The following is a 26,309-nucleotide window of genomic DNA, read 5'->3' as shown; positions in this document are numbered from 1 at the left end:
CGTCCCTGTCAGATGAAGAGCTGCACGGCCGGCAGCGCCGCGTCGCAGTTGAGCAGGTCGACGCGCTTGAGCGTCATGCGCAGCGCGCCATCCTGCATCGTGAGGTGGTGGAAGAAGGTGCCGACGTAGAACTGCAGTTCGTCACCCTGCGATTCGGTGTAGTGAAACCCGGTGCGCACCACGTAGCGGTTGGCCTCGGCATCGAACTGCTCGACCACCGGTACCTGCAACAGGTGGTGGCAGCGGCTCGGTGGCTGCTGCGAGAAAGCGCGCGGGCTCTTCAAGCGCTCGATGCGCAGGTCGCGCAGCAGCTTGTCTTCGTACAGGTGCGAGGTGTGGTTGAGGCCGTCTTCCTGGTCGGGCACGAGCGGCACCCAGTAGAAGGCGTCGTCGGTGAAGAGCGCGTTCCACTCCTCGTAGCGGCGGGTGTCGAGCAGGTGTGCTTCGTTCACGACGAAGTCGATCAGGTCCTGGCGGGTGACTTCGGTGCCGGCCATTACATCGTCTCCGTCATGCGTTGTACCCAGCTTCGGTACTGGTTGCGCATGGGCAGCTCGTTGGTGCCGCCGGTGGTGATCTCGCCGCCCTTCAGCTCCGAGGGGTCGTAGTCGCGGTGCAGGCTCACCCACTCGTTGCCGCTCGCATGCAGCCCGGCCTGCATGCCACGGTAGGCCTGCAAGTCGTCATGCCCAACCACCGAGAACGGCGAGTTGATGAGCCGGTTGTACATGGTGGTGCGCTGCAGCAGCTCGGGCGGCGCGCCCTTGAGGCGGAAGGTCCAGCTCTCGATCAGCGTCTTGTCGGCAGAGATCGGCTTGACCACGCGGATCGCCTGGATCGCGCCCTTGATCGTGAGGTTCGGGTAGTACACGGTGTTGTGCCGCGCCATTCCGAGGATCTGCGCCGTCTTCTCCTCGCCGTAGCGCGCCTTCATGGCGTCGTCGTACGCGGGGATCGCCTTGTATTTGCTATGGATGCTGAAGTACACGCCCGTGAAGCTGTGGCCGTTGTCGTAGGTGCGGATGCCCATGTCCTCGAAGAACTTGTAGTCGGACATGAAGGGCGCGAACTGCTCGACCGCCATGGGCTTGGGCTCGTCCTCGGGCTTGTCGGCCCACATGCGCTTGGCGGTGCCGGCAGAAGATTCGTGCGCCACCATGGGGTGCATGGTGTCGTTGAGGTTCTCGACGAACATCTTCCAGTTGCACTGGTGCATGAAGCGCAGGCAGCCGCCCGCGATTTCGAGCTCGCCTTCGGGCGAGCGGTCGGCCATGTTGTCGATGGAGCTCAGCGAGTCGCCGAAGTATTCGTCGAAGTCGGGGCCCGCGTCGTTGATCTTCACGAAGATGAAGCCGCGGTGGCTGCGCACGTGCTTCACGGTGGTAAGGCCCTTGCCCGACTCGCACTCGTGCAGCTGGGTGTGCTCGTAGCCCGTTTTCAGCGGAATCGCGAGCGGTGCGCCGTCGGTCTTGAATGTCCAGGCGTGGTACGGGCAGCGGAAGAATTTGCCGGTGTTGCCGCAGGGCCCGTTCACGAGCCGCGAGCCCTTGTGGGCGCAGCGGTTCATCATGGCGCGCACGCTGCCGTCGGAGTGGCGCACGATGATCAGCGGGCGGCCCGCGATCTCGTTGCTGATCCAGTCGCCGGGCTTGGGCAGTTGGCTTTCATGGCCGACGTAGTTCCAGGTGTTGGCGAAGAAATGCTCCTGCTCCAGCTCGAACAGTTCCTGGCTGGTGTACAGGTCGCGGTGCACGCGATCATGCTGCACCAGCGCGCGGATGGCATCGGGGTTGTCTCGGTACGAGGTCATGGTTCTCATGGCTCCTTGCTTCATCAGATGTCGAGCACCAGGCGCGCACCCTTGGCGCGCGAGATGCAGATCTGCATGACGTTGCCTTCCGCCTTCTCTCGGGCGGTGAGCACGTAGTCGCGGTGGTCGATCTCGCCTTCGAGCACGGGCACCGCGCACACGCCGCATTCGCCGCGCTTGCAGTCGAACATCGGGTCGCAGCCGTTCTCTATCAGGCAGTCGAGGATGCTCTGGTCGGCCGGCACGGTGAAGCACTGGTTCGACTGGGCGAGCTCCACCTCGAAGGGCTGATCGCCTTCTTCCGCGACGGGCTCGGTGAAAAGCTCGAAGTGCACGCGGTCATGTTCCCAGCCGCGCGCCTGGGTGCGCTCGAGCACGGCGTCGAGCATGACCTTGGGGCCGCACACGTAGAGGCGGTCGCCGGTGGGAACGCTGTCGAGCAGCGCGTCGATATCGAGCGGCGTGCCGGCCTCGGCGTCCGCGTGCACGCGCAGGTCATCGCCGAGCAGGGTTTGAAGCTCGGGCAGGAAGGCCATCAGGTCGCGGCTGCGGCCGGCGTAGTGCATGCGCACGGCTGCACCTTCGGCGCGGCGGCGGGCGGCCATGGTGGCGAGCGGCGTCACGCCGATACCACCGGCCACCAGCACGGTGCCGCCGGGGCCGGTGTGCAGCGGGAAGTCGTTCTTGGGCGCCTCGATGGCGAGGGTGTCGCCCTCTTGCAGCTGCTCGTGCATGAAGCGCGAGCCGCCCCGGCCTTCGGCCTCCTTGCGCACCGCGATCACGTATTCGGTGGGCGCATTGGTGGCATTGCGCGCCGTATCGAAGTTGATGAGCGAGTAGTGGCGCCAGTCGGTCTTGCCGTCGGGCAGCGACACCTGCACGCGGATGTGGGCGCCGGCTGCAAAGCCGGGCAGCGCGCGGCCATCTTCGGCGCGCAGGCGCAGCATGCGGATCAGCGGATTCAACGCCCGCGCCTCGACGACGCGCAGTGAGAGGATGGCTGAGGGTGCGGTCATCTTCGTTGTCTCTTCAGGCCAGTGCGTGTTGTGCCAGTGCGGCCTGCAGCTTGTGGCCGTGTTCGTCGGCCAGGGCCGCATCGCGCAGTTCGCGCAGCGTGGCCGGTGCCAGCGCTGTGCCGGCGCGCTCGACAGCGCGCATCACGGTGTCATAGTTGCGAATGCCGCGTTCGTGCGTATCGCTGTAGCCCTTGACAAGGCGCTGGCACTGGGCCAGCTCGACGGCCAGTTCGGGGTTGCGTTGCGCGGTGGCGGCGATGCGCTGCAGCCATTCCTCGATGCGGCGGTTTTCTTCGGCATAGCGCATCGTCGACAGGCGCCAGCGCTTGCATGCCGCCACGATGCGCAGCATGAGGTAGCCGCGCAACGAGCTGGTCTGGATCACCCGGCCGTGCTGCGTGAAGCGCTCGACGAGCTTCTTGGGCATCGTCGAGTTCATGAGCCAGCGGCCGATGCCGCCAGGCAGCGTCTCGCAGATTTCCTGCAGGCGCGGGTGCATGTACTCGTTGATGGCGAGCACCTGGCCGGGCTGCACGCTTGCCTCACCGCGCACGCGCTCGAAGCGGGTGGCGCGGGTCTTCAGGGCTGCGACGCGGGCAGTGTCTTCGTAGGACATCCAGAGCGCGAGGTGGCGCGCGGTTTCGCGCAGCAGGCGATGGTCGTCGTTGCCCGGCAGTGCGGCGATGGCGGCCATGCGGTCGAGGTACAGGCTGGCGTAGGCCGGGTCCTGGTAGTCGATGAGACGGCGCACGCCTTCGAGCAGGAAGTCTTGCGCTTGCACCGGGAAGTCGTGTTGCACCCGCTCAACCAAAGCCCGCACGGCCGGGTGGCGCGGTTGCGGCGCCGGCGCGGCGATAGGCACTTCTTTCGCAGGCTCGCCGTCGTCACCGCCCTGTGCGCGAGCGAATGCAGCGCCAAAGGCCTTGAGGCTGGGCTTCACGCCCACGCCGCCTCGCTCGATGGTTGCCTCGAACTGCGCGCGGCTGAACGGGAGCACGCCTGAGCCTGCCAGCGTGCCGAACAGCACGGCGCTGATCACGCTGCCCGAGGCTTCGGCTGCCTGTGCCATGTCGAAGCGGATGAAGCGCTTGGCTGCCTTGGCGGTGTGTGCCAGCAGTTGGTCGCTGTCGACGCGGCCGTCGCCCAAGGCGCTTTTCTCCGCAATGGAGAAGACACGGTGCGTGGATGCGATCAGCGTGGTGCGGTCGCGCGTGACAAGGCCGCGCTGCACGGCACGCCCGGCCTCCATGAGCTCCGACGCCAGCACCACGTCGACGTCGCCCGGCAGCGGCATCAGCGCGAGCACCGGCAGGCCGCCATCGGCCTCGGCTTGCGCCGTGGGATACAGCTCGACGTAGTAGATGGTCGCGCCGGTGCGCTGGGCCACGCCCGGCACCGAAGTGGTCTGGGCGACGTAGCCGTTGGCCTCGCCCATGTCGACGATCCAGTCGGCCAGCACGCCGCCGCCCTCCCCGCCCATGGCGAGGATGGCAACCTTTATGGGTTGTGCGTTGCTCGTCATTGCTTCAGAAGGCATAGGCTTCACGGCGGCGCGCTTCGCCGCGTTGCAGCCAGCCGATGACGGCGGCGCGCACTCGCTCGCGCAGCATGTCCCAGCGGCTGGGGTTGCTCACGATCTGCGCCTTGTAGAACGACGGGCACAGCACCGCGGCATGCGAAACCTCGCCGCACACGCCGCAGCCCACGCAGCTGTCGAGCACAGTCGCAACGGGGTCGGTGCGCAGCGGATCAGGGTTGGGCTTGATCGACAGCGACGGGCAGCCCGACAGGCGAATGCAGGAGTGGTCGCCGGTGCATGTGTCTGAATCGACACCGAACTTCTCGCGCACCATGCGCTTGCCGTCGGCGATGGCCTTGCGCACCAGCGGCTTCTCGCGGCGCTGCTTGTTGAGCATGCACTCCGACTGGGCGATCAGGACCTTGGGGCCCTTCTTCGTGGTGGTGAGTGCGTCTTTCAGCGCGTCGCGCATGCCTGCCACGTCGTAGGTGCGGCGTAGCGTCTTGACCCACTCAACGCCCACGCCGCGCACGGCGCGCTCGATTTCGTGGCCGGTGCTGCGCGTCTTGTTGACGGCGTGCGACGACAGGATGTCCTGCCCGCCCGTGGCCGAGGTGTAGTTGTTGTCTACGACGATGGTGAGGTTGTCGCTCTTGTTGAAGACCGCGTTCGCTACACCGCTGGTGAGGCCGTTGTGCCAGAAACCACCGTCGCCCATCATCGAGATCGCGCGCTTGCCGGCGGGTGCATTGAGCGCCGCGGCACCTGCGCCGCCCAGGCCGTAGCCCATGGTGGTGTTGCCGATGTTGAAGGGCGGCAGGATGGAGAACAGGTGGCAGCCGATGTCGGCGCTCACGTGGTGCGCTCCGAGTTCGCGCTCGACCAGCTTCATGGCGCTGAAGATGGGGCGCTCGGGGCAGCCGGTGCAGAAGCCCGGCGGACGGGCGTGGACTACCTCGCCCAATGCTGTCGACGGTTGCGCGGGCTCGGGTGCGGCATCGACGCCGATGGCCGCCACTTCCTTCAACGGAATCACCTTGCGCACCGGCGCTGGCACCGGCAGCGGCGCCAGGCGTTCGTAGCGCTCGCAGAAGCTGCGCGCGCCCTTGAGCAGTTCGGACGCGGTGTACTCGCCGGCCACCGGCAGCATGTCCTTGCCGTGCAGCGCGGTGGTCGAGCCGGCCTGGCGCAGGATGGTTGCCAGGTTCTGCTCGACGAAGTTGGGCTGCCCCTCTTCCACGACCATCACGGCGCGCTTGCCTTCGCAGAAGCGGATCACCTCGCTCTCGATGACGGGGTAGGCCACGTTCATCACATAGAGCGGCACCTGCGTGTTGCCGTACACGTCGGCCAGGCCCAGTCGCTCGAGGGCGCGCAGCAGCGTGTTGTAGCTGCCGCCCTGCACGATGATGCCGATGTCGTCGGCGTCTTCGGAGAAGAACTCGTTGAGCTTGCGCTCCTCGATGAAGCGCACGGCAGCGGGCCAGCGGTCTTTCACCTTCTCTTGTTCATGCACGAAGCTCGCGGGCGGCAGCACGATACGGCTGACATCGCGCTGCGGGTTCTCGAGCGCGTCTTTCAGCGTGAACTTCGGGCGGCGGTTGTCGCCTGCAATGAAGTGGCCGTGCACGTGGCAGGCGCGAATGCGCAGCTGCAGCATCACCGGCGTGTTACTGGCCTCTGAAAGATCGAAGCCCTGCTTCACCGCATCGACGATGCTCGGCAGGTTGGGGCGTGGATCGAGCAGCCAGATCTGCGACTTCATGGCGAAGGCATGGCTGCGCTCCTGCATGATGGACGAGCCTTCGCCGTAGTCTTCGCCGACGATGATGAGCGCGCCGCCGGTGACGCCGCCGGATGCCAGGTTGGCCAGCGCGTCTGACGCGACGTTGGTGCCCACGGTCGCCTTGAAGGTGACGGCGCCGCGCAGCGGGTAGTTGACGGAGGCGGCCAGCGTGGCAGCGGCGGTGGCCTCGCTCGCGCTGTTCTCGAAGCGGATGCCCTGCTCGGCGAGGATGTCCTGCGCGTCGGCCAGCACGTCCATCAGGTGCGAGATGGGTGCACCCTGGTAGCCCGCCACATAGGAAACTCCCGATTCGAGCAAGGCCTTGGTAACCGCCAGAATGCCCTCCCCACGGAAGACTTCCCCACCAGAAAGCCGCAGCTTCTTGACTTCTTCAACGAATGAACGCTCGGCCATCTGGGTCCTTGTTGTCTATCGTGGGACGATGAGCTTGGGGAGCTGCATCGCGGTTCATATAATGTTGACAAATGAATGTATCCACAATCATGAATTACCCTAGACATGCAAACAGCGTGCCCGCGGCGACTGTGAGGTGCCTTCATGGCTGAAGAACAATCCGTCGAATCGCATCGCTTCGTCGATGACTACCTGCCGGCACTGCTGGCGCAGGCCAGCCAGCTGATCTCCTCGGAGTTCCACGAGGTTGCGCGGCAGCAGGGCTTTTCTGTGTCGGAGTGGCGCGTGATGGCATCGCTCGCCGGCAGCGAGCCGATCAGCATCGGCCAGCTCGCGCAGGTGACGGTGACCAAGCAACCCACGGTGACGCGGCTTCTGGACCGCATGGAATCGCGCGGACAGGTCGAGCGCCTGCCCCACGAAAGTGATCGCCGCATCACGCTGGTGCGCATCACGCGCAAGGGACTGAAGGCGGTCGAGCACCTGATGGAACTGGCACGCGACCACGAGCGGCGCGTGCTCGAACCCTTCGGGCTGCGACGCGCCGAAGAGCTCAAGCAGACGCTGAGGCAGATGATCGACCTGCACGTGCATGTGCCGGTCGAGGAGCCGCAAGAAGACTGAGCTTGCTCGCTCGCCTCTCCGCTCAGAGGCGGGGCACGAGGACGGCGCGGCCGCGGTGGCCGCGTTGTGCGATCCATTCAAGCGCGCGAGCTGCATCGGCAAATGCGAACGGCTGCACATCGAGATGCAGGCGGCCATCGGCCAGCCTCGTGAGCAATTCGGGCGCCGCTGCACGGCCGACGGCTTCACGTCGAAACATGTTGAGAGGCAACAGCGCAACGTCGCGTTGCAGGAAGTGTGCGATGTCGAGCTGCAGCGTCGGGCCGGCGGTATAGCCGACCAGCACGGCACGGCCGCCTGGCCGCACCGAAGGCAGGACCTTGGCGAGCACATCTCCGCCGACCGTGTCGATCAGCAGATCGGCGCTGGCAGCGGATGGCGGCGCGGCATCTGGATTCACCGCCGTCACCGTGCAACCTGCGTCGCGTGCGAGTTGCATCACGAGCGAGCCGACGGCGCCGCTCGCGCCGGTCACGAGCACCTGCTCACCGGCCTGCAGCTTCGCGACTTCGTGCAGCGCCACCCATGCCGAGGTCGTGGGCGAGAAGAAAGCAGCGCCCAGCGCCATCGGCACCGCATCCGGCAACAGGCCCAGCGCTTCGTCGGGCGCATCGATCTGCTCGCACCAGGTGCCGTCGAAGAGCGTGCCGAGCCCGCTGCCGCGCAGCCACACGCGCTGGCCGACGGCATACCGTTCGCTTGCCATCACTACACCTGCAGCCTCCACGCCAGGCGTGTAGGGCAACGGCGGATGGCGAAGGAAACTGCCGCGCCACACTGTGCGATCGATGTGCCCGACCGTTGCGGCTTCCATGCGCACCAGGGTGCGGCCCGGCCGCGCGACAGGGTCGGCAATCTCCTCCAGCACGGGGATCGCATCGAATCCGTGGATGCGCACTGCCTTCACGGCAGCGTCTCCAGAAAATCGAGCACCGTACGCGCGAAGGCTTCAGGCATCTGGTCGGGCAGCGGCACCATGCCGCCTTCGATGTCGACGATGCGTGCTTGCGGCAGGTAGTGCTGCAGCTCCTCGGCATGCGGCGCCGCGAACGGGTCGGCGGTGGCGCGAACGATCAGCGTGGGCTGCGTGACGCGACTGATGCGCTCTTCCATGCGGTACGACGCGACGGCGCGATGGCCCTCTTCGACACGCTTGACCTTCAATGCATCGAGCACGAAGGCTTCGAGCAGGTCGGGACGTCCTAGCGGATAGAAACCCTGGCGCTTTTGCCACAGCGCTGCGAGGTGAGAGCCGTCTTCGCTCGGCGCGACTTCGTCGATGGGTGGACGTTGTGCTCGTGCCTTGCGAAAGGGCTCGTCGGTGTACGGCGTCGAAGACAGCACCAGGCTGCGAACGCGCTCAGGAAACGCTGCCGCGAGCTCGACTGCGATAACGCCGCCTGTGTGATGCCCCACCACGTCGGCCTGCGCGATGCCCAGCGCATCCAGCAGTTCACAGGCCACGCGTGCCCATTGCCCGATGCTCGCCGGCACTCCGCCGTCGGCCGAATCGCCGAAGCCGGCTGTGTCCATCGCGATGGCCCGACGATGCGCGCCGATCAACGGCAGCACTGCGCGGTACTCGGCCCAGCTGCGCGGCGACTGATGCAGCAACAGCACGGCCGGCGCCTGGTGGTCGCCGCACGCCGCGTAGTGCACCTGCCCCACCGACAGATCGGCAAAGGCGCGGCGGATGCTCATGGCAAGGTCTCGTCCGCGGGCGCGCGCCAAAGGCCCGCATGCCGCAGTTCGCCGAGCGTGCGCGAGAGCACGTCACGCCGGTAGGCCGCGATGTCGCGGCCTTCGTAGTCGTAGAAGCCGCTGCCGCTCTTGAGGCCCAGCCGGCCCTGCTCGACCATGCGGCCGACGATGGCTGGCGCGGTGTAGCGGCCCGCGTCGAGCGAGGCCGACATCTCGCGGCTCGCGTGATGCAGGATGTCGCAGCCGCCGAAGTCGATGAACTCGACCACGCCCAGCGCGGCGAAGCGCAGGCCCAGGCCGTAGCGCGTGGCCTTGTCGATTTCTTCGGCGGTGGCGGCACCCTCCTCGATCATTCGTGCGGCTTCGTTCATCACCAGCGCCTGCAGGCGCGGCACGATGTAGCCTGGCGAGGCGCCGCAGACCACGGGCAGCTTGCCGATCTCTTCCATCAGCGTCTTGGTGCGGGCGAGCACGGCGGCGTCGGTGCCGGGGTGGCAGCTCAGCTCGACCACGGGGATCACGTAGGCCGGGTTGAGCCAATGCATGTTGAGGAAGCGCCCGGGCAGCCGCACCAATGACGCCAGTTGCGTCACGAGGATGCTGCTGGTGGTCGAGGTGAGGATCGCGTCGTCGCGGCAATGGCGGTTGAGCTGCTCGAAGGCCTCGCGCTTGGCTTCCATGGTTTCGGGGACGCCTTCGAACACGAGTTCGGCTACGGCCAGCGCCTGCGGGGCGGCCGCGGCGTTGACGAAGTCCACGCGCGCGGCGATGCGCTCGATCTGCGATGCGTCGATCACGCCGAGTTGCGCGAGACCCGAGAGGCTGGCTTCGATCTCGGCCTTTGCTTCATCGCGCAGGCGCTGCCAGGCTTCGTCGCTGCGCGAGCGCAGGTCGATCAGCGAGATGCGGTGGCCGGCATAGGCGAATGCGATGGCGATGCCGCGCCCCATGCGGCCCGCGCCGACCGCCGCGAACCGGGGGAGCGCGGCGTCATTCGCCATCGTGCAGCCTCTGCTTGAGTTGCGCCGCGCTCAGGTCGGCGAGGCCCAGGCTTTCGAAGGTGCGCGGCCCGCGCCGCAGGTCGCGCCCGAGAAAGCCGCCGACGATGGCCAGCAGGCCGTGGGCGATGGGTGCATCCACGCCCGCGTGGCGCGCGGCCGAGGCCAGGAAGGCCAGGCCGAGCTCGGTGTCTTCCGTGATGTAGCGGTGCGTGTGCAGGTCGATGTTCTCGCGCCAGTCGCCCGATTTGACGAGCTGCTTGTGCGCGTCGCCGTACATCCACTGGTCGTTGTTGTAGTGGTCGGCCAGCGGATAGTGCGGCGCGCCCTGCCCGAAGGCTTCTCGCACGGCAATGCGTTCCTGGTCGAGCCGGTCGGTCACGTCGCGCACGGCGCGCTGCGTGCCTTCGTTGTGGATGTCCCAGCGCTCGAAGTGCTGCAGCGGCGCGGCGTTCATCACCATCAACGGCGGGTGGATGACTGGGCCGGCGTTCATCAGTGCACCCGAGAGCGCATCGCCGCAGCCGTGCACGGACGGATAAGCCTTGCGGATCACCTCGATGGCTTGCGCCTCCTTGCGAGCCGGGTAGACGCCGGTCGGCAGGCGGATGGCGCGGATGGTGACGTTGACTTCGCGCTCGCCGTGCTTGCGGGCCAGGTAAGGCAGGGTTCCGGTCTCGGCCCAGGCGACGTCGGCACGGCTGCCGGCCTCTTTCACCGTCTTGGCCATCACATAGCTGCCGAAGGTGCCCGGCGGCAGGAACACGACCTGCCCGTCGACCAGGTGCGGTGCCATCGCGAGTGCGATGTCGTGCTGGGCGATCGCGGGGGTGGGAATGACGATCAGCTCGGCGCCCTTCAGGGCTGCGCCGATGTCGGCGGTGGCCAGCGCAATGGGCACCTCGCGCGCGCCGTCGGCGTCCTTCAGCGTGATCGAGCCGGCACGCGCCAGCGGCTCGAGCGCCGCGGCGTCGCGGCGCCACAGGCGTACTTCATGGCCGGTTTCAGACAGGTCCGCAGCGGCCGCATAGGCGCCGTGGCCACCCCCAAGAATCGCAATTTTCATGTCGAAAGTCGAAAAGCAGGTGTCGATGAACCGGCGGCCGCAGGACGGACCCGGGGAAATAATGCCTTATTACATTACTTTTCATCGATTCAGATGTCAATCAAATTCGATGTCACCTGACTGCTCGGAAACCCGAAATGAAAAAGCCCGCGTTCGTTAGAAGCGCGGGCTTTCTGGGGGCGGGGCGGCCGTCAGGCCGCCCGGGAAGCAGGATCAGCGGCTGGGCTTGAACGCGCGCTTTTGCGCGTCGCGGGGCACGAACACCTTGCCTGGGCCGCCATGACCGGCAGCGCCATTGCCGCGGGGCGCGAAGCCCTCGCGCGGTGCGAAGCCGCCGTCGCCGCGGCCACCGCCGTGACCATGGCCGCCGCGCGGAGCGCTGTCGCCCCAGCCCGGCTTGCGGCCGTAGCCGGCACCGCCGCCGTTGCCGCCTTCGTCACGGCCGCCGCCGAAACCGGCATTCTGGCCGCCCTGGAAACCACGCGGGCCCGGTGCGGCCGGACCACGCGAGTTGCGGTCGTTGAAGCCGCTGGCGCCGGCATAGCCGCCGTTGCCGCCACCATTACCGCCGCGGTAGCCACCGCCACCGCCGCCACCGAACTTGCGGTCGCGCGATTGGTTGTCGCCACGGCCGCCGCGGAATTCGCCTTGCGGCGGACGCGATTGCGGCATGCGTTGTTGCGGCTCCATGCCCGGCACCACTTCGGCCTTGAACTGCTGGCGGCTGTAGTGCTCGATGTCCATGATCTTGCGGCGATCGCGGAACTCGGCGAACGTGACGGCCAGGCCGTCGCGGCCGGCACGGCCGGTGCGGCCGATGCGGTGGGTGTAGTCCTCGGCCTTCATCGGCAGGCCGAAGTTGAAGACGTGGGTGATGGTCGGCACGTCGATGCCGCGGGCGGCAACGTCGGTGGCCACCAGGATCTGCACCTGGCCCTGGCGCAGCGCCATCAGGCGGCGGTTGCGCAGGCCCTGGCTCAGGGCGCCGTGCAGCGCCACGGCGCTGAAGCCTTCTTGCTGCAGGTCGTTGGCGAGGCCGTCGCACTCGACTTGCGTGCTCGCGAACACGATCGCCTGGTTGATGCTGGTGTCGCGCAGCCAGTGGTCGAGCAGCTTGCGCTTGTGCTGGCTGTTGTCGGCCCAGAACAGCACCTGCTTGATGTTGGCGTGCTTTTCCTGCGGGCTGTCGATGGTGATGCGCTGCGGTTCGCGCATCACGCGCTGGGCCAGCTGCTGGATGCGCGGCGCGAAGGTGGCGCTGAACATCATCGTTTGCTGGCGCTCGATGGTGAGCTGGTTGACTTCGGCCAGGTCGTCGGAGAAGCCGAGGTCGAGCATGCGGTCAGCTTCGTCGACCACCAGGAACTTGACCTGGTCGAGCTTGAGTTGCTGCGAGCGTTGCAGGTCGAGCAGACGGCCGGGCGTGGCAACCACGAGGTCGGCGTTCTGCAGCTTGGCAATCTGCAGTTGGTAAGGCATGCCGCCCACCACGTTGGCGATGCGCAGGCCGCGGCAGTGGCGAACCAGTTCGATGGCGTCGTGCGCGACTTGCTGCGCGAGTTCGCGCGTCGGGCACAGGATCAGGGCGCCGGGCGTGGCGGCCTTGAAATGACGGGCGTTGGTCGGATCCTTGCGCTTCGGCTTCTTGGGCGGGGCTTCGCCGCGGGCAGCAGCTTCGGCGGCCAGGCGCTGGAACTCGGCCTTGGCTTCGGCTTCTGCCTCGGCCTGGCGCTTGAGCAGCGTGTGCAGCACGGGCAGCAGGAAGGCGGCGGTCTTGCCCGAGCCGGTCTGGCTCGAAACCATCAGGTCGACGAAGCGGGCAGCGCCCTCTTCGCCCATGGCGATCGGCACGACCTTTTCCTGCACGGTGGTGGGCTGGGTGAAGCCCAGGTCAGCCACGGCGGCGATCAGCTCGGGCGCAAGGCCCAGCTTGATGAAGCCGTTGGGCTTGGCGGGTTCTTCGGCCGCGGCAGCTTCGGGGGCAGCTGCATCCAGCGCCTCGAGGATGGGCGCCTCGGACATGGTGTCCGTGGCGGCGGTGAATTCGTTGTGGGTAGCGGATTGCACAGGCGCGAACTCGCCCTGCGCTTCAAAAGCGTCGGTCATGAATATCAATCTCAAACGCGAGCGCTGCCGTAGGCGGCGCCCCGTTGGTGGTTAAAAACATCAACCATCCAACGACATTCAACTTCGGGCTGACGCCTGAGGTTGCGGCCCTTTTTGATCAGCGAATGCGATCGGGCGCGGTGTGCAAGATAGGGAGATGCAAGAGACGCTGGCCGGGCTTGAAATACCTTCCCGATCAGCGAAGCCTGCGATTATGGCATGGATTCGGGTTTTTACCTAATCCCCCGGCTTTGCTCAATCCGTCAGGCGCAGAAAGGTCTCACGGTAGTGCGCCAGTTCCTCGATGGATTCGTGCACATCGGCCAGCGCGGTATGCGCCTGCTGCTTCTTGAAGCTGCTGTAGGCCGTGGGTTTCCAGCGCTTGGCCAGCTCCTTGAGGGTGCTGACGTCCAGGTTGCGATAGTGGAAGTACGCCTCCAGCTTGGGCATGTACCTGACCAGGAAGCGCCGGTCCTGCCCGATGGTGTTGCCGCACATGGGCGAACCGCTGCGCGGGATGTATTTGGCGATGAATTCCAACAGTTGCTGCTCGGCGGCGGCTTCGTCAAGGGTGGATGCCTTGACCTTGTCGATCAGGCCGCTGCGGCCGTGGGTGCCCTTGTTCCAGGCATCCATGGCGTCGAGCACGGCGTCGCTCTGGTGAATGACGAGCACGGGGCCGTCGATGACGGGCGTGAGGTCGGGGCCGGTAACAACCACGGCGATTTCGAGCAGGCGCTCTTTTTCAGGGTCGAGGCCGCTCATTTCGCAGTCCAGCCAGACCAGGTTCTGGTCGCTTTTCTTCAGGGTGGGCGCAGCTGCGGGGGGCGTCGGTTCAAGGGATTCAGGCATCGCAGGATTGTCGTCGAAGGGCTGCGGCCCCAGATAGCGGGGACTAAACTCACCGCTCCATGTCCTATTCGCTCATCTTCACCATCGCCTTTGCGGCAGCATTGGTCGCAGGCCTGCTCGTGAAGTTCTGGCTGGCCACGCGGCAGGTGCGCCATGTGGCGCAGCACCGCGGCACCGTGCCGGCCGCTTTCGCGCAGACCATCACCCTCGCCGCCCACCAGAAAGCGGCCGACTACACCATCGCCAAGGCGCGCTTCGGCCTGGTCGAGATGGCCTGGGGCGCAGCGCTGCTTCTGGGCTGGACCTTGCTCGGCGGCCTCGACGTGCTCAACAAGCTTCTGCTGGCGTGGATCGGCGGCGGCATGGCGCAGCAGCTGGCATTGCTGGCAGCCTTCGCGGCCATCGGCGGCCTGCTCGAACTGCCCTTCACGCTCTGGCAGACCTTCAGGCTCGAAGAGCGCTTCGGCTTCAACAAGATGACCTGGAAGCTCTGGCTGGCCGACACGCTCAAGTCGACGCTGCTGGGCGCGGTGATCGGCCTGCCGATCGCGGCGTTGATCCTCTGGCTCATGGGCGCGGCCGGGCAGCTGTGGTGGTTGTGGTCCTGGGGCGCGTGGATGGGATTCAACCTGCTGCTGATGCTGATCTACCCGACCTTCATCGCACCGCTGTTCAACAAGTTCAAGCCGCTCGACGACCCGACGCTCAAGGAGCGCGTGACGGCATTGATGAAGCGCTGCGGCTTCGCGGCCAAGGGCCTGTTCGTGATGGACGGCAGCACGCGCAGCGCCCATGCCAACGCCTATTTCACCGGCTTCGGCGCCAGCAAGCGCGTGGTGTTCTACGACACGCTGCTGCGCCAGCTCAACGCCGGCGAGGTCGAGGCCGTACTCGCGCACGAACTGGGACACTTCAAGCACCGCCATATCGTGAAGCGGCTGGTCGCGATGTTCGCCCTGAGCCTGGCTGGCTTCGCGCTGCTGGGCTGGGTGTCGACGCAGGTCTGGTTCTACACGGGCCTGGGCGTGCAGCCCAACATGACGGCACCCAACAGCGCGCTGGCGTTGCTGCTGTTCATGATTGCCGTGCCGGTGTTCGGCTTCTTCGTTGCTCCGCTGCCCGCACGACTGTCGCGCAAGCACGAGTTCGAGGCCGACGCCTACGCAGTGGCGCAAACCAGCGGCGCCGACCTGTCGGCCGCCCTGCTCAAGCTCTACCAGGACAACGCCTCGACGCTCACGCCCGACCCGGTGTTCGTCAAGTTCTACTATTCGCACCCGCCGGCCTCAGAGCGCCTTGCGCGCATGACGGCCGCCTGACCCGACCCCCTCATTTCGAAGAAGCCCATCATGAGCAGCATGTTCAAGCCCAAGGACTGGAAGAACCTCCCTCCCCGCAAGGCGCTGAGCGCCACCGAGATCGTGGCCGGCCTGGCGCGCCTCGACGGCTGGATGCTCACCGGCGACGGCGCCAACGTCGCCATCGAGAAAACCTTCAGCTTCGCCAACTACTTCGAGACCATCGCCTTCGTGAACGCGCTGGCTTTCGTGGCGCACACGCAAGACCACCACCCCGACCTGGCGGTGCACTACAACCGCTGCGTAGTGCGCTTCAACACGCACGACGTGGGCGGCCTGTCGGTCACCGACTTCGACTGCGCCCGCCAGGCCGACGCGCTGGTCGCGCCCCCCGCCGCATGACGGAACGAGCCCTTGGCTAAGCCCGGCCGCGCCACGCCCGCAGCCGCTGCTGCGAAGGCACTCCACGACGGCCTTGTCGTTGCCAGCCACGGGCGTCATTGCCTCGTCGAAACGCCCACGGGCGAGCGGCTGATCTGCCACCCGCGCGGCAAGAAGAGCCAGGCCGTGGTCGGCGACCGCGTGCACTGGCAGGCCAGCGAGGACGAAGGCACCATCGAGCAGGTGCTGCCGCGGCGCAACCTGTTCTATCGGCAGGACGAGATCCGCACCAAGTCGTTCGCTGCCAACCTCGACCACGTGCTGATCCTGATCGCGGCCGAGCCGGAGTTTTCCGAACATCAGCTGGCCCGCGCGCTGATCGCGGCGGAGGCCGAGCGCATCACGCCGATCATCGCGCTCAACAAAAGCGACCTTGTCGAGCCCTTCGAGCGCGCATGGACCAAGCTGGCACCCTACCGCCGCATGCACCACGGCGTGCTGCCCCTGTCGCTGAAGGCGTCAGGCGAGGCGGACTACGCCTCGCTGATGAAGCTTCTGGCCGGCAAATCCACCTTGGTGCTCGGCCCTTCCGGATCGGGCAAGAGCACGCTGACCAATCTGCTGGTGCCGGGCGCGACCGTGCTGACCCAGGAGATTTCGCAGGCGCTGAACTCGGGCAAGCACACCACCACGAGCACCACTTGGTACTGGATCGATGAAGCCCGCACCACCGGCCTGATCGACTCGCCGGGCTTCCAGGAGTTCGGCCTGAACCACATCGCGCCGATGCAGCTCGCCGGGCTCATGCCGGACATCGCCGAGCATGCGAACGACTGCAAGTTCTACAACTGCACGCATCTGCACGAGCCGGGCTGCGGCGTGATTGCGAACGTGGAAACAGCGAGCAGCGGACCAGGCGCCATCAGCGCGAGCCGCTACAAGATTTATGGCGAGCTGTTCGCCGAGTTGAGCCAGAAGCGGTACTGACCGAAAGGCAGCTTCAGCCGAGCCAGATGCGGTAGGACTTCCAGGTCGGGTCGAAGACAAGGTCCAACGTCACCGGCAGGTCCATGTCGTCCTGCAGCGATTGAGCATGCGAAATCGCTGCCTCAGGGTCGGACACCTGGAAGTGGACGGTGCGAACGCCCTCCTCCAACACCACGTGCGTGCAGCAGCCTGCTTCGTGCGTCTGCAGCCGCGCCGTCAGCCGGTCTTCGTAGACGCGTGCCTCTTCCAACTCCTCACCCGATTCGACCGGCACTGCCGTCGACAGGCGATGGCACAGGTCGGCGCGCCCCACCAGGGCAGTGGCCGCGTCATTGCGCATGACGATCACCTCGATCTCGCGGTCGTCCTCGGCCGTGCGCGTCGCGTTCATGCCCGACCAGGCGTGTTCGCCCTGGGGAAACACACCGGTGTGGCCGAGTTCGTCGCGCCAGCAGGCGTCGAACACAGGCACGAAATCGTCGAGCGGCACGCCATCGAAATCCGCGTGCGCGTCGGCCTCGACGTAGTCGACCGCCCCGACCTTCACCGCGAAGTCGTACTCGCCCAGGATATGGTCGAGCATGATGAGACTCATGTGGCGCGCATGGTCCTGCATGTCCATCGGGATGGGCTTGGCGAAGCCGATCTCCAGCGCCACCCGCCCCCGGTAGAGCTCGTGCTTCACAAGGACTTCGGAGCTTGCCAATTCGAAGTCGTTCATGCGCATGCCGAAGCCATCGCTCGAACGCTGACGAAAGGCTTCCACCTCGACCTGCGGCAGCTTGGGGCTGCTTTGCACCAGCGCCATCAGATCCTCGAAGTCGTCTACCGAACCGTGCGCCGTCAGCACCAGCTTGAACTCGGGCGGCTCGCCAGCCACTTCGGCCGCCAGCCGCGGAAAGAAGGGTTCGAGCAGTTCGTTCAACCCTTCCATCAATTCGCGAGCGGGCAAGGCGCGCAGGCTCTCGAGCCGGGCGCTCACTGCTTGCCAGAAGCCTGAGCAGGCCGCTGTGCGCGGATCGGTGTCGTGGGTCAGCATCGCCAGGGGTTCCTTCAGGGGTTTGGAGTGAGGATGTCCTGCAGGCGCTGGACCAGCGTGCTGCATTGCTCGCGCGTGCCGATGCTGATGCGCAGGTACTGCGCGATGCGCGGCTGTTTGAAATGCCGCACCAGCACCGCACGCTCGCGCAGCAGGGCCGCCAGTTCGGCAGCGTCGCGCTGCGGATGGCGTGCGAAGACGAAATTGGCCTGCGACGGCAGCACCTCGAAGCCCAGGTCTTCGAGCTGCAGGCCGAGGCCCTCCCGGGTGTCGACGATCTTGTCGCGGGTGCTGCGAAACCAGTCTTCGTCTTCGAGCGCGGCGACGGCGCCGGCCGAGGCCAGCCGGTCGAGCGGGTACGAGTTGAAGCTGTCCTTGACGCGCACCAGCGCGTCGATGAGGTGCGCCTGGCCGCAGGCAAAGCCGACCCGCAGGCCAGCCAGCGAACGCGACTTGGAGAGGGTCTGCACCACGAGCAGGTTCGGGTGCTTGTCGATCAGCGGCAACGCACTCTCGCCACCGAAATCGACGTATGCCTCGTCGACCAGCACCACGCGATCGGGGCAGGCTTCGAGCAGTTGCTCGATGCGCGACAGCGGCAGGCCGATGCCGGTCGGCGCGTTCGGATTCGCGATGACGATGCCTGCGCAACCTTGGCGGGCACGCGCTGCAAGGGCGTCGACATCGATGCGCAGGCCCTCGTCCACCGGCTGCTGCTCGCAGACGATGCCGTACAACTGCGCGTAGACCTTGTAGAAGCTGTAGCTCACGTCGGGCATCAGCAGCGGCTCGGCCTGCTGGAAGAACGCGAAGAAGGCGTGCGCGAGCACTTCGTCCGAGCCGTTGCCCGCGAACACTTCGTCGACCCGCAGGCCATGCCGCCGCGCTACGGCTTCACGCAGCGCGAGCGAGGTGGGGTCGGGATAGCGCTCCAGGCCGTTCTCGGCCGCACGCCGGATGGCCTCGATGGCGACTGGCGACGGCGGATACGGGTTCTCGTTGGTGTTGAGCTTGACAAGGTTCGCGATGCGCGGCTGCTCGCCGGGCACGTAGGGTTCGAGCGCGCCGATGCGCGGGCTCCAGAAGGCCGGCACGGGATGTGTCATGGTTCGTTCGCCGCTTCGCTCAACCGAGCAGGCGAGCCAGGGTGAGCAAGGCCAGCAGCACCATCCACATCACGACCGAGCGCCAGACCAGGCCCACGACACTTCGCAGGTGGCCGGGCTCGGGCTCGCGCCCCGGCGTGCTGCCGGTGTCGGTGCGACGGCCGTCGGCCAGCGATTCGCCGGCCTGGGCGCGCGGCAGCGGGTCGGTGACCGGAATCGGGCGCAGCGAACCGCCGCCCAGGCGCACGTTGACCGCACCCGACGTGGCCGCGAGGATCACACCGTCGTTCTCATTGGGAAAACGCTGTGCGTCATTGCGCCAGCAATCGATCGCTTCCTCGAAGCTGCCGACCACCGCGAAACCCAGCGCCGTGATGCGCGCGGGCAGCCAGTCGATCATGTGCCAGGCGCGATCCGCGGCCTGTTGCACAGAAACACTCGACGGCTGCACGGCAGCGCCGTTCTTGTGCGCCCAGTAGCGCGAGACGAACTCGCTCATGCGATAGAACACCGCGCCCGCAGGCCCAAGACCGATGGCCGCAATGATCGAGAACCACGCGAGCACGCCGAACACATGGCGATGCGCTGCGATCACCGAATGCTCGATCACGTGGCGCACGATCTCGCTGCGCGGCAGGTTGGCCGCATCAACGCCCTGCCAATGCGCGAGCAGCGAGCGCGCGAGCGGCTCGTCGCCTTCGTCGAGCGCGTCGCGGATGTCGGTGAAGTGATGGCTGAACTGCCGGAAGCCCAGCGTGACGTAGAGCACCGCAATGCTCCAGAGCACCGCGAACGGCAGGCCGAGCGTGAGCACCAGCAGCCAGTGCACACCCAGCGCGCCGAGCGTGGGCACGAACACCGCGAGGCCCCAGGCGATCCATCCGTGATGCGGCTTGCCCGCGTCGAAGTTGCGGCTGGTCCAGCGTGTCCACGCCAGCACCGCGCCGTACACGGGGTTGTGCGGGCCCAGGGGCCGCACCTGCTCGATCAGCAGCGCGCACAGGATGGCAAAAAAGCTCATCCTTCGATGATAGCGAGAGCGCCTGAAGGTTCAGGCCATCTTCATTCGAGCCGCGGATTCAGTCAGGCCGCGAGGAAACGATAGAGATTGCGCAGCATGCCCGCGGTCGCGCCCCAGACGAAGCGCTCGTCGGGCCCGTCCTGATAGGGCATCGAGTACCACTGGCGCCGGGTGCCATCGGGCGCGGGCACGGTGTGGTGGCGGTGATTGGCCGGGTCCATCAGCCATGCGAGCGGCACCTCGAAGGCTTGCGCGACCTCATAAGGATTGATGGTGAGTTCGAAGTCAGGTTGCACCAGCGCAACCACCGGCGTCACGATGAATGAGGTCACCGTCGTGTAGGTCGGCAGGTTGCCCAGAACCTCGATGTATTGCGCCGAGAGGCCGACCTCCTCCCAGGCCTCGCGCAAAGCGGCAGCCGCGATGTTGGCGTCCTCCGGGTCGACGCGGCCACCGGGAAACGCAACCTGCCCCGAATGCGTCGACAGATTCGAGGTCCGCTCGGTCAGCAGCACGGTCGCGCCCTGGGGGCGTTGCACGATCGGCACCAGCACCGCAGCCTGCGCGGGGACACGGTCGGTCATCCGCGGATCACGCCGCAGCTCCGGCGTCCAGGCAGGCGGTGTCGCGAAGCGGGCTCGCAACGCCTGTGCCGTCAGCTGCACGGCCGACACCGCCGGCAATCCCTCGACTCCTCCGGCCACAAACGGCACTTTGCGCGGGTCGAACTGCAGCAGCGTGGGCGGCGCCACGGCGTTGACGGGTTCGATGGATGCGGCCTGCAGAGGAATGGATGAGTTGGTCAAGAGATGAAACGTACCTGAGGCGGAGGAAAGAAAGAAGTAGAGCGGAAAAAAGGAAGGTTGTCGCTGAGCGGGGACAACAATGCAAAAAGCCGCCAGAGCGGCGGCTTTTCTTGCACGGCAGGCGGACTGCTTACTTGGCAGCCGCTGCAGCCGTCGACTTGCTCGGCAGCTTTTCCTTGATGCGTGCCGAACGGCCGCTGCGGTCGCGCAGGTAGTACAGCTTGGCGCGGCGCACATCGCCACGGCGCTTGACTTCGATACCGGCGATCAGCGGGCTGTAGGTCTGGAACGTACGCTCCACGCCTTCGCCGCTGGAGATCTTGCGCACGGTGAAGCCGCTGTTGAGGCCACGGTTGCGCTTGGCGATCACGACGCCTTCGTAGGCCTGCACGCGCTTGCGGGTGCCTTCGACGACGTTCACGCTGACGATGACCGTGTCACCGGGCATGAAATCGGGGATGGTCTTGCCGAGACGGGAGATTTCTTCCTGCTCGAGGGTCTGGATGAGGTTCATGATTTCCTGAAAGTCGATCGTGTCGGGCTACACAAAAGGCGCCTTGGGCTTTCACGGGATGACCGGGAAAAGACCGGGCGCGGCCGGGCAGAGGATCGGGGAACCGGGGATTATAGCTTTTTTTTCAGCGTGGCCTCGTCGGCTTTGCCAAGACGACCCGCCGCGCGGGCGGCGTCGATCAGGTCGGGGCGCCGTGCGGCCGTGATGGCCAACCGCTGGTCACGCCGCCAGCGCTCGATCTGCGCATGATGACCCGAGAGCAGCGGCGCCGGCACGCCCTGCCCGCTCCATTGCTCGGGCCGCGTGTAGTGCGGGCAGTCGAGCAGGCCGTCGAGTGCGGGGTTGAAGCTGTCCTGCACGTGGCTGGCCTCGTCGCCGAGCACGCCCGGCTGCAGCCTGGCCACAGCGTCGAGTAGCGCCATGGCTGCAATCTCGCCGCCGGAGAGAACAAAATCGCCGAGGCTGATCTGGTGAGTGACGCGCGCGTCGATGAAGCGCTGGTCGATGCCTTCGTAGCGGCCACAGATCAGCACCGCGCCTTCGCTGGCCGACCACTTCTCGACCGCCTCATGGCGCAGCGCCTCCCCGATCGGAGAAAACAACACGACGGGCGCCTGCGCCCCGCGTTCAGCCAGCGCCGCATCAAGGCAGGCCGCCAGCGGCTCCGCCATCATCACCATGCCTGGACCGCCGCCAAAGGGGCGATCGTCCACGCGCTTGTAATTGCCCTGCGCAAAATCGCGCGGATTCCAGAAAACGACTTCGACCTGCTTCGACTCGTAGGCACGGCGCGTCACGCCGCTGGCCATGAAAGGAGCGAACAGTTCAGGAAAAAGCGTGAGGACGTCGAAGCGCATGCGCGCAAGGTCCGGATCAGAAATCGGGTTGCCAGTCGACCGTGATGAGACGGCCGGGCAGGTCGACCTTGTCGACGAAGACCGAGACGAAGGGCACCATGCGCTCGATGGCCTTGCCGTCTTCTTCGGCGGTGAGCACCAGCGTGGTCTGCGGGCCAGTTGCGAGCAGCTCGCGCACGGTGCCGAGCACCACACCTTCGCGGTTGACCACCGACAGGCCGATCAGGTCGACCCAGTAGTACTCGTCGTCGCCGGCCGTAGGAAAGCTCGAGCGCGGCACGAACACACGCGCGCCACGCAGCGCCTCGGCTGCATTGCGGTCGGGCACGTCCTCGGATGTGGCGACGATGCAGTCGGAATGTTCTTTGGCCTCGCGGATCGCGAGCCGGAAAGCGGTGCTTGCCGAGGCTCCGGGAGCCTGCAGGAACCAGCGCTTGGAAGAAAAAAGCGCCTCGGGCTGAGCGCTATGGGGCAGGACCTTGAACCAGCCCCTGATGCCCCAGGCATCGGCGATGCGCCCTACTTCAATCGCATCCGCCGGCAATTCGGCGGTTTCGAGTGCGGGCAGCATCGCCGTGCGGACGGCTTAGGCCGCCGCCTTGGGAGCTGCCGAGGCAGCTTGACGGATCAGGCGCAGAACGGTGGGCGAAGCTTGTGCGCCGACGCTCTTCCAGTAGGCCAGGCGGTCCTGGGCGATACGGATGCTTTCTTCGTTTTCCTTGGCGGTCGGGTTGTAGAAACCCAGGCGCTCGATGAAACGGCCATCGCGGCGAACGCGCTTGTCCGACACGACGATGTTGAAGAACGGACGGCCTTTGGAGCCGCCGCGGGAGAGTCGAATGACGACCATGATTTATCCTTGGGTGGTCAGCAGGCCTTATGGATGAAGAAGAGGCCCGCTCACAATGTTCTTCCAGCGTCGAGACACGCGACATGGCCACCCGGCCAGCGACACGCTGAAAAGCCCGCGATTATAGCCCGACCCGCGTTTTCTCCGAATTCCGGCCTTGCGCCACCCGTTTCCACCGCATGCCCCTCACCATCCGCCCCAGCCGCGACGAAGACGTCGAGGCCATCGCCGCCATCTACGCCCACCACGTGCTGCACGGCACCGGTACCTTCGAAACAGAGCCTCCTTCCCCCGCCGACATGGCCGCCCGCCGGGCCGACGTACTGGGCAAGAACCTGCCGTATCTGGTTGTCGAAGAAAATGGCGAAGTGTTGGGTTTTGCCTACTGCAACTGGTTCAAGCCGCGCCCGGCCTACCGTTTTTCGGCCGAAGACTCGATCTACATGTCGGAGTCAGCACGCGGCAAGGGTCTGGGCGCCAAGCTGCTGGCAGCGCTGTCGCAGGCTGCCGAGGCGGCCGGCGTGCGCAAGCTGATCGCGGTGATCGGCGATTCGGCCAACGCCGGCTCCGTCGGCGTGCACCGCAGCCAGGGCTTCACGCACGTGGGCGTGCTGAAAGACTGCGGCTGGAAGTTCGGCGAATGGCGCGATGTCGTATTGATGGAAAAAGTGCTCGGCGAAGGCAGCACCACCAAACCCGAATGAAAAACAAGACCACCGCCGCCTGGCTCTCCTTCCTCGGCGGCCCGCTCGGCCTGCACCGCTTCTACCTGCGCGGCATGGGCGACTTGCTCGGCTGGCTGCTGCCCATTCCCACGGCGCTGGGCATCTACGGCATCGAGCGTGTGCGCATGTACGGGGTGGACGACGGCGTTAGCTGGGCGCTGATCCCGCTGCTGGGCTTCACCATCGCAGGCTGCGCGTTGACGGCCATCATCTATGGCCTCATGACGCCCGAGAAGTGGAATGCCCGCTTCAACGCCAGCGCACCGGCCGACGCGGAACCCGGCCGCACGAACTGGTTCACCATCGGTGCCGTCGTGCTCTCGCTCTTCTTCGGCAGCACGATCCTGATGGCCAGCATCGTGTTCAGCTTCCAGCGCTACTTCGAGCACCAGGTCGAAGAGGGCCGGAAGATCTCGCAGTAGCCGTCAGAACAGCTGGATGCTGATCCAGTAGGCAATCGCCGCCACGAACGCCGAGGCCGGGATCGTGAAGATCCACGCCCACACGATGTTCCCCGCCACGCCCCAACGCACCGCGCTCGCGCGCTGCGTCGAGCCAACGCCGACGATGGCACCCGTGATGGTGTGCGTGGTCGACACCGGAATGCCCAGCGCCGTCGCCAGGAACAGCGTCAGCGCTCCGCCCGTCTCGGCGCAGAAGCCGCCCACGGGCTTGAGCTTGGTGATCTTCTGGCCCATCGTCTTCACGATGCGCCAGCCGCCGAACATCGTGCCCAGCGCGATCGCGGCGTAGCAGCTCACGATGGTCCAGGTCGGCGGGCTCGCATCGCCGGCATTGGCATAGCCGGTGGCGATCAGCAACATCCAGATGATGCCGATGGTCTTCTGCGCATCGTTGCCGCCATGGCCCAGGCTGTAGGCGCCGGCCGAAACAAGCTGCAGCCGGCGGAACCAGCGGTCCACGCGCGACGGCGTGGCGCGCCGGAAGCCCCAGGCCACCACGACCATCATCATCGAACCGAGCAGGAAGCCCAGCAGCGGCGACACGAAGATGAAGGCCACCGTCTTCCAGATGCCCGAGGCCACCAGGCCACTGGTACCGGTCTTGGAGATCACCGCGCCCACGATGCCGCCGATCAGCGCGTGCGACGAGCTGCTCGGAATGCCGTAGTACCAGGTCACGAGGTTCCAGCTGATGGCACCCACGAGCGCACCGAACACCACGTGCACGTCGACCACCCCCGGCTGGGCGATGCCCTTGCCCACGGTGGCGGCCACGCTCAAATGGAAGATGAAGATCGCGATCAGGTTGAAGAAGGCCGCGAACACCACGGCCTGCCCCGGCTTGAGAACCCCGGTGGACACCACCGTCGCAATCGAATTGGCGGCGTCGTGGAACCCGTTCATGAAGTCGAACAGGATCGCCAGCGCGACCAGCACTATCACCACCCAGAGGGCGACCTGAACCGTTGCCATCAGCGCTGCCCGCTCAGGAATTCTCGAGGACGATGCCCTCGATCACGTTGGCCACGTCCTCGCACTTGTCGGTGATCGTCTCGAGCAGCTCGTAGATCGCCTTGAGCTTGATCACCTCGCGCACGTCGGGCTCTTCGCGGAACAGCTTGCTCATGGCGCTGCGCATCACGCGGTCGGCGTCCGATTCGAGGCGGTCGATTTCCTCGCAGGTCTTCAGCGTGGCCTCGGCCACGGCCGGGTCGGCGATCTTGCCGAGGAACTTGACGGCATCCTTCAGGCGGTCGCAGCACTTCACGCTCAGTGCCGTGAGGCGAACGATCTCGTCGGTCATGTGGCGCACGTCGTACAGCGCCATGGTCTCGGCCGAGTCCTGGATCAGGTCGGCCACGTCGTCCATCGTGTTGATGAGCTTGTGGATCTGCTCGCGGTCGATGGGCGTGATGAAGGTCTTGTGGATCAGCCGGTTGACGTCGTGCGTCACGCGGTCGGCGGCGCGCTCGGCGTTGTCGACGTCGCGGTTGTACTGCTCGCGCAGGTGCACGTCGCTGTAGTTGGCAACGAGCTGCTCGAAGGCCCTCGCCGCCTCCACGATACGCTCGGCGTGCTGGTTGAACATCTCGAAGAAATTGCCCTCGCGGGGCAGCAGCTTGCCGAACATGAAAACTCCAGGGGAGCGCCAATCACAGTTTCATGACGCCTTGATGAAAAACCGGCGAAGTTTAACGGGCGCGCGGGCCCTGCCCGGCCGGGCAGGCTTTTCGGGGCTGCCGGAACACCCGACTTTCAGGCCGGCAAGCGCAGCACCGGCAGGTGCCAGCCGCCGTAGATTCCGCCCAGGCGGAGCGCCACGATCAGCAGCACGCCGGCGTGAAAAGCCCAGCGCCGCGGCGTTCCGGCCGCCTGCAGCAGCAGGTAGGCCGCAATGCCCGCGATGGCGGCCGAGCCGTAGATGCCGCTGCTCAGCAGCAGCGGAACGCGGGCGGTGAACACATCGCGCAGCAGCCCACCGGCCGCGCCGGTCATGGTGCCGACCAGCAGCACGATGACGGCCGGCAGGCGCCGCTCCTCGGCCACCTGCGCACCGGTGATGGCGAACAGGCCGAGCCCCAGGGCGTCGGCAACGGCCAGCGCATGCTCCGGCACCGGCAACAGGTGCACCCAGACGATGGTGAGCGCCGCAGCCGCGAGGATCACGTAGACATACCGGGTGTCGCGGATCCAGAACACCGGATGGCGGTCGAGCAGCAGGTCGCGCAGCGTGCCGCCGCCCACCGCGGTGACCGAAGCGATCACCACCACGCCCAGCCAGTCGAGGCCCGCATGGCCGGCCCCCAGCGCCCCACTGACCGCGAAGACCGCCACGCCGGCGAGATCGAGGACGTAGAGCAGCACAGCCT

General features: G+C 66.3%; 28 protein-coding genes. 6 read left to right on the top strand and 22 right to left on the bottom strand.

What is annotated here, in order from left to right:
• Positions 1-8: 8 nt before the first annotated feature.
• From ACN9MV_RS08875 to ACN9MV_RS08855, 5 genes are read right to left on the bottom strand one after another with little or no spacing between them, the layout of a single operon-like run.
• The gene (locus tag ACN9MV_RS08875; protein WP_426391866.1) at positions 9-497 is read right to left on the bottom strand and encodes an aromatic-ring-hydroxylating dioxygenase subunit beta; all 489 of its coding nucleotides are present in this window, start codon (positions 495-497) and stop codon (positions 9-11) included.
• A complete protein-coding gene (locus ACN9MV_RS08870) occupies positions 497-1,810 on the bottom strand; it encodes an aromatic ring-hydroxylating dioxygenase subunit alpha (protein ID WP_426391865.1) in 1,314 nt (437 codons plus the stop codon). The genes ACN9MV_RS08875 and ACN9MV_RS08870 overlap by 1 nt, the downstream gene beginning before the upstream one ends.
• A 23-nt stretch (positions 1,811-1,833) precedes the next feature.
• Positions 1,834-2,826, bottom strand: coding sequence for a PDR/VanB family oxidoreductase (locus tag ACN9MV_RS08865; RefSeq protein WP_426391864.1), 993 nt, complete (start codon positions 2,824-2,826; stop codon positions 1,834-1,836).
• A 13-nt stretch (positions 2,827-2,839) separates the two neighbouring features.
• Positions 2,840-4,348, bottom strand: a complete 1,509-nt coding sequence (locus tag ACN9MV_RS08860; protein ID WP_426391863.1) for an indolepyruvate oxidoreductase subunit beta family protein — start codon at positions 4,346-4,348, stop codon at positions 2,840-2,842.
• A gap of 4 nt (positions 4,349-4,352) precedes the next feature.
• Positions 4,353-6,545, bottom strand: coding sequence for a thiamine pyrophosphate-dependent enzyme (locus tag ACN9MV_RS08855; protein WP_426391862.1), 2,193 nt, complete (start codon positions 6,543-6,545; stop codon positions 4,353-4,355).
• Positions 6,546-6,689: 144 nt separating this feature from the next.
• On the opposite strand from ACN9MV_RS08855, the gene ACN9MV_RS08850 reads away from it, so the two are divergent.
• Positions 6,690-7,169: a MarR family winged helix-turn-helix transcriptional regulator gene (locus ACN9MV_RS08850; RefSeq protein ID WP_093075493.1), complete on the top strand. Its 480-nt coding sequence runs from the start codon at positions 6,690-6,692 to the stop codon at positions 7,167-7,169.
• A gap of 22 nt (positions 7,170-7,191) precedes the next feature.
• Here ACN9MV_RS08850 and ACN9MV_RS08845 read toward each other — a convergent pair whose 3' ends face one another.
• From ACN9MV_RS08845 to orn, 6 genes are all read right to left on the bottom strand, one after another.
• Positions 7,192-8,076 (bottom strand): quinone oxidoreductase family protein, encoded by an 885-nt coding sequence (locus ACN9MV_RS08845; RefSeq protein ID WP_426391861.1) that lies wholly within the window; start codon positions 8,074-8,076, stop codon positions 7,192-7,194.
• Positions 8,073-8,870 (bottom strand): alpha/beta fold hydrolase, encoded by a 798-nt coding sequence (locus tag ACN9MV_RS08840; RefSeq protein ID WP_426391860.1) that lies wholly within the window; start codon positions 8,868-8,870, stop codon positions 8,073-8,075. Before ACN9MV_RS08840 ends, ACN9MV_RS08845 begins: the two co-directional genes overlap by 4 nt.
• Positions 8,867-9,871, bottom strand: coding sequence for a 3-hydroxybutyryl-CoA dehydrogenase (locus ACN9MV_RS08835; RefSeq protein ID WP_426391859.1), 1,005 nt, complete (start codon positions 9,869-9,871; stop codon positions 8,867-8,869). The genes ACN9MV_RS08840 and ACN9MV_RS08835 overlap by 4 nt, the downstream gene beginning before the upstream one ends.
• Positions 9,861-10,934, bottom strand: coding sequence for an NAD/NADP-dependent octopine/nopaline dehydrogenase family protein (locus ACN9MV_RS08830; protein WP_093075498.1), 1,074 nt, complete (start codon positions 10,932-10,934; stop codon positions 9,861-9,863). The genes ACN9MV_RS08835 and ACN9MV_RS08830 overlap by 11 nt, the downstream gene beginning before the upstream one ends.
• Before the next feature lie 213 nt (positions 10,935-11,147).
• A complete protein-coding gene (locus ACN9MV_RS08825) occupies positions 11,148-13,040 on the bottom strand; it encodes a DEAD/DEAH box helicase (RefSeq protein WP_426391858.1) in 1,893 nt (630 codons plus the stop codon).
• A 255-nt stretch (positions 13,041-13,295) separates the two neighbouring features.
• Positions 13,296-13,892 (bottom strand): oligoribonuclease, encoded by a 597-nt coding sequence (orn, locus tag ACN9MV_RS08820; RefSeq protein ID WP_426391857.1) that lies wholly within the window; start codon positions 13,890-13,892, stop codon positions 13,296-13,298.
• 59 nt (positions 13,893-13,951) lie between these two features.
• Between orn and ACN9MV_RS08815 the strand changes: the two genes are divergently transcribed.
• The 3 genes from ACN9MV_RS08815 to rsgA are packed head-to-tail and all read left to right on the top strand — an operon-like array spanning position 13,952 to position 16,558.
• Positions 13,952-15,211 carry a M48 family metallopeptidase gene (locus tag ACN9MV_RS08815; RefSeq protein ID WP_097199756.1) on the top strand — a complete coding sequence of 420 codons (1,260 nt, stop codon included), beginning with the start codon at positions 13,952-13,954 and terminating at the stop codon, positions 15,209-15,211.
• Between the two features lie 30 nt (positions 15,212-15,241).
• Positions 15,242-15,592 (top strand): 4a-hydroxytetrahydrobiopterin dehydratase, encoded by a 351-nt coding sequence (locus ACN9MV_RS08810; RefSeq protein WP_093049703.1) that lies wholly within the window; start codon positions 15,242-15,244, stop codon positions 15,590-15,592.
• A gap of 12 nt (positions 15,593-15,604) precedes the next feature.
• On the top strand, positions 15,605-16,558 hold the full coding sequence (gene rsgA / locus ACN9MV_RS08805) for a ribosome small subunit-dependent GTPase A (protein WP_097199757.1): 954 nt from the start codon (positions 15,605-15,607) through the stop codon (positions 16,556-16,558).
• 13 nt (positions 16,559-16,571) lie between these two features.
• Here the strand turns inward: rsgA and ACN9MV_RS08800 are convergent, their stop codons facing one another.
• The 8 genes from ACN9MV_RS08800 to rpsP form a co-directional block, all read right to left on the bottom strand.
• Positions 16,572-17,597: a hypothetical protein gene (locus tag ACN9MV_RS08800; RefSeq protein ID WP_426391856.1), complete on the bottom strand. Its 1,026-nt coding sequence runs from the start codon at positions 17,595-17,597 to the stop codon at positions 16,572-16,574.
• Positions 17,598-17,611: 14 nt separating this feature from the next.
• Entirely contained in the window at positions 17,612-18,703 is a 1,092-nt protein-coding gene (hisC, locus tag ACN9MV_RS08795; protein ID WP_426391855.1) for a histidinol-phosphate transaminase, read from the bottom strand.
• A gap of 19 nt (positions 18,704-18,722) precedes the next feature.
• On the bottom strand, positions 18,723-19,724 hold the full coding sequence (locus tag ACN9MV_RS08790) for a CobD/CbiB family protein (protein WP_093075510.1): 1,002 nt from the start codon (positions 19,722-19,724) through the stop codon (positions 18,723-18,725).
• A gap of 62 nt (positions 19,725-19,786) precedes the next feature.
• A complete protein-coding gene (locus ACN9MV_RS08785; protein WP_426391854.1) occupies positions 19,787-20,530 on the bottom strand; it encodes a CoA pyrophosphatase in 744 nt (247 codons plus the stop codon).
• Positions 20,531-20,660: 130 nt separating this feature from the next.
• Positions 20,661-21,044 (bottom strand): 50S ribosomal protein L19, encoded by a 384-nt coding sequence (gene rplS, locus ACN9MV_RS08780; RefSeq protein ID WP_093172085.1) that lies wholly within the window; start codon positions 21,042-21,044, stop codon positions 20,661-20,663.
• A 110-nt stretch (positions 21,045-21,154) separates the two neighbouring features.
• On the bottom strand, positions 21,155-21,901 hold the full coding sequence (trmD, locus tag ACN9MV_RS08775) for a tRNA (guanosine(37)-N1)-methyltransferase TrmD (RefSeq protein ID WP_426391853.1): 747 nt from the start codon (positions 21,899-21,901) through the stop codon (positions 21,155-21,157).
• A 16-nt stretch (positions 21,902-21,917) separates the two neighbouring features.
• Positions 21,918-22,472, bottom strand: coding sequence for a ribosome maturation factor RimM (gene rimM / locus ACN9MV_RS08770; protein WP_426391852.1), 555 nt, complete (start codon positions 22,470-22,472; stop codon positions 21,918-21,920).
• A 15-nt stretch (positions 22,473-22,487) separates the two neighbouring features.
• Positions 22,488-22,751 (bottom strand): 30S ribosomal protein S16, encoded by a 264-nt coding sequence (gene rpsP / locus ACN9MV_RS08765; protein WP_093049676.1) that lies wholly within the window; start codon positions 22,749-22,751, stop codon positions 22,488-22,490.
• Between the two features lie 179 nt (positions 22,752-22,930).
• On the opposite strand from rpsP, the gene ACN9MV_RS08760 reads away from it, so the two are divergent.
• Both ACN9MV_RS08760 and ACN9MV_RS08755 read left to right on the top strand, forming a co-directional pair.
• Complete coding sequence (locus tag ACN9MV_RS08760; RefSeq protein WP_426391851.1) at positions 22,931-23,455, top strand: GNAT family N-acetyltransferase; 525 nt, start codon at positions 22,931-22,933, stop codon at positions 23,453-23,455.
• On the top strand, positions 23,452-23,898 hold the full coding sequence (locus ACN9MV_RS08755) for a hypothetical protein (RefSeq protein ID WP_426391850.1): 447 nt from the start codon (positions 23,452-23,454) through the stop codon (positions 23,896-23,898). Before ACN9MV_RS08760 ends, ACN9MV_RS08755 begins: the two co-directional genes overlap by 4 nt.
• A 3-nt stretch (positions 23,899-23,901) precedes the next feature.
• Here the strand turns inward: ACN9MV_RS08755 and ACN9MV_RS08750 are convergent, their stop codons facing one another.
• From ACN9MV_RS08750 to ACN9MV_RS08740, 3 genes are all read right to left on the bottom strand, one after another.
• Entirely contained in the window at positions 23,902-24,912 is a 1,011-nt protein-coding gene (locus ACN9MV_RS08750) for an inorganic phosphate transporter (protein ID WP_093075515.1), read from the bottom strand.
• A gap of 13 nt (positions 24,913-24,925) precedes the next feature.
• A complete protein-coding gene (locus ACN9MV_RS08745) occupies positions 24,926-25,570 on the bottom strand; it encodes a DUF47 domain-containing protein (RefSeq protein WP_012746613.1) in 645 nt (214 codons plus the stop codon).
• A gap of 125 nt (positions 25,571-25,695) precedes the next feature.
• Complete coding sequence (locus ACN9MV_RS08740) at positions 25,696-26,304, bottom strand: trimeric intracellular cation channel family protein (protein WP_093049662.1); 609 nt, start codon at positions 26,302-26,304, stop codon at positions 25,696-25,698.
• Positions 26,305-26,309: the final 5 nt, after the last annotated feature.

This window comes from Variovorax sp. R-27, from assembly GCF_049913215.1.
In the GTDB taxonomy this organism is placed as follows: domain Bacteria; phylum Pseudomonadota; class Gammaproteobacteria; order Burkholderiales; family Burkholderiaceae_C; genus Variovorax.
The sequence above is the reverse complement of the archived record's forward strand: the minus strand, read 5'-3'. Positions and strand labels throughout refer to the sequence as shown.

Bases quoted from the DNA above. Each gene is read 5' to 3' on its own strand.
- ACN9MV_RS08840 (WP_426391860.1), bottom strand. From the start codon at position 8,870: ATGAGCATCCGCCGCGCCTTTGCCGATCTGTCGGTGGGGCAGGTGCAC.
- ACN9MV_RS08875 (WP_426391866.1), bottom strand. From the start codon at position 497: ATGGCCGGCACCGAAGTCACCCGCCAGGACCTGATCGACTTCGTCGTG.
- ACN9MV_RS08855 (WP_426391862.1), bottom strand. From the start codon at position 6,545: ATGGCCGAGCGTTCATTCGTTGAAGAAGTCAAGAAGCTGCGGCTTTCT.
- ACN9MV_RS08760 (WP_426391851.1), top strand. From the start codon at position 22,931: ATGCCCCTCACCATCCGCCCCAGCCGCGACGAAGACGTCGAGGCCATC.
- trmD (WP_426391853.1), bottom strand. From the start codon at position 21,901: ATGCGCTTCGACGTCCTCACGCTTTTTCCTGAACTGTTCGCTCCTTTC.
- rimM (WP_426391852.1), bottom strand. From the start codon at position 22,472: ATGCTGCCCGCACTCGAAACCGCCGAATTGCCGGCGGATGCGATTGAA.
- ACN9MV_RS08815 (WP_097199756.1), top strand. From the start codon at position 13,952: ATGTCCTATTCGCTCATCTTCACCATCGCCTTTGCGGCAGCATTGGTC.
- ACN9MV_RS08810 (WP_093049703.1), top strand. From the start codon at position 15,242: ATGAGCAGCATGTTCAAGCCCAAGGACTGGAAGAACCTCCCTCCCCGC.
- rpsP (WP_093049676.1), bottom strand. From the start codon at position 22,751: ATGGTCGTCATTCGACTCTCCCGCGGCGGCTCCAAAGGCCGTCCGTTC.
- hisC (WP_426391855.1), bottom strand. From the start codon at position 18,703: ATGACACATCCCGTGCCGGCCTTCTGGAGCCCGCGCATCGGCGCGCTC.
- orn (WP_426391857.1), bottom strand. From the start codon at position 13,892: ATGCCTGAATCCCTTGAACCGACGCCCCCCGCAGCTGCGCCCACCCTG.
- ACN9MV_RS08870 (WP_426391865.1), bottom strand. From the start codon at position 1,810: ATGACCTCGTACCGAGACAACCCCGATGCCATCCGCGCGCTGGTGCAG.
- ACN9MV_RS08865 (WP_426391864.1), bottom strand. From the start codon at position 2,826: ATGACCGCACCCTCAGCCATCCTCTCACTGCGCGTCGTCGAGGCGCGG.
- ACN9MV_RS08825 (WP_426391858.1), bottom strand. From the start codon at position 13,040: ATGACCGACGCTTTTGAAGCGCAGGGCGAGTTCGCGCCTGTGCAATCC.
- ACN9MV_RS08750 (WP_093075515.1), bottom strand. From the start codon at position 24,912: ATGGCAACGGTTCAGGTCGCCCTCTGGGTGGTGATAGTGCTGGTCGCG.
- ACN9MV_RS08800 (WP_426391856.1), bottom strand. From the start codon at position 17,597: ATGCTGACCCACGACACCGATCCGCGCACAGCGGCCTGCTCAGGCTTC.
- ACN9MV_RS08835 (WP_426391859.1), bottom strand. From the start codon at position 9,871: ATGGCGAATGACGCCGCGCTCCCCCGGTTCGCGGCGGTCGGCGCGGGC.
- ACN9MV_RS08755 (WP_426391850.1), top strand. From the start codon at position 23,452: ATGAAAAACAAGACCACCGCCGCCTGGCTCTCCTTCCTCGGCGGCCCG.
- ACN9MV_RS08850 (WP_093075493.1), top strand. From the start codon at position 6,690: ATGGCTGAAGAACAATCCGTCGAATCGCATCGCTTCGTCGATGACTAC.
- ACN9MV_RS08745 (WP_012746613.1), bottom strand. From the start codon at position 25,570: ATGTTCGGCAAGCTGCTGCCCCGCGAGGGCAATTTCTTCGAGATGTTC.
- rplS (WP_093172085.1), bottom strand. From the start codon at position 21,044: ATGAACCTCATCCAGACCCTCGAGCAGGAAGAAATCTCCCGTCTCGGC.
- ACN9MV_RS08830 (WP_093075498.1), bottom strand. From the start codon at position 10,934: ATGAAAATTGCGATTCTTGGGGGTGGCCACGGCGCCTATGCGGCCGCT.
- ACN9MV_RS08860 (WP_426391863.1), bottom strand. From the start codon at position 4,348: ATGACGAGCAACGCACAACCCATAAAGGTTGCCATCCTCGCCATGGGC.
- ACN9MV_RS08790 (WP_093075510.1), bottom strand. From the start codon at position 19,724: ATGAGCTTTTTTGCCATCCTGTGCGCGCTGCTGATCGAGCAGGTGCGG.